The 644-nt window shown below is 71.0% G+C and carries 1 pseudogene; it reads left to right on the top strand.

Annotated elements, in window-relative coordinates:
* Nucleotides 1-386 precede the first annotated feature (386 nt).
* Nucleotides 387-644: pseudogene (locus BIV23_RS45325) on the top strand (cellulose binding domain-containing protein); the annotation flags it as partial.

The following is a 644-nucleotide window of genomic DNA, read 5'->3' as shown; positions in this document are numbered from 1 at the left end:
TGCGGCTGGTGTCTGAGCTAGGACTCCAGGGCCGATCACAGCGGCGCCGTCGTCCCGTTCACTGATCATCACGCAGCACGGATCGCCCGCGGTGAGCGTGCCGACCGTTCCGCCGAACCAGAGCCAGGAAGCCACGGCGTGACCAAGGAGTCGTCACGACAGCGCTTTCTGGAGCGCACTTTCTCAAACGCTCAACATTTCTTGCCGAGTTGAGTGTTTCGATCGATCGATGGGTCGGGTGTGCGAGGTGCCCGGAAGGGACGCGTGGGGCGGAGCGTGAACGTGGACCGGAGCGTGAACAGGGCTGCCGTGCGGGCCGTATCTGAGCACGGGGACCTCACGAGTCCCGCCCGTCCGGGACGGGTCGGGGACGGAAGGAGAGTCAGGTGCCGACACCGCCCGATCCCGAACGCCCGCAGTCCGGGCCGGCCCTTGAGCCCGTCCGGGTGCTGCGGCCCCGCAGGTTCGACGCCCTCGCGGAGCTGATGCGGGAGATCCGGCCGGACCCCGTGACGTACGAGCCCGTAGGCGTGCCCACCGGGCCGCGCCCGGTCACCGGGCGAGCGGCGCCCGTCGCGGAGGACGACACCCAGGAGCTGCCGCCCGTACCGGCGGCCGCAGCCACGGCCCCCGCCCCCAGAGCC

Origin of the sequence: Streptomyces monashensis (assembly GCF_001866665.1) — a bacterium.
In the GTDB taxonomy this organism is placed as follows: Bacteria; Actinomycetota; Actinomycetes; order Streptomycetales; family Streptomycetaceae; genus Streptomyces; species Streptomyces monashensis.
This window is presented reverse-complemented; position numbering and strand designations above follow the sequence as displayed.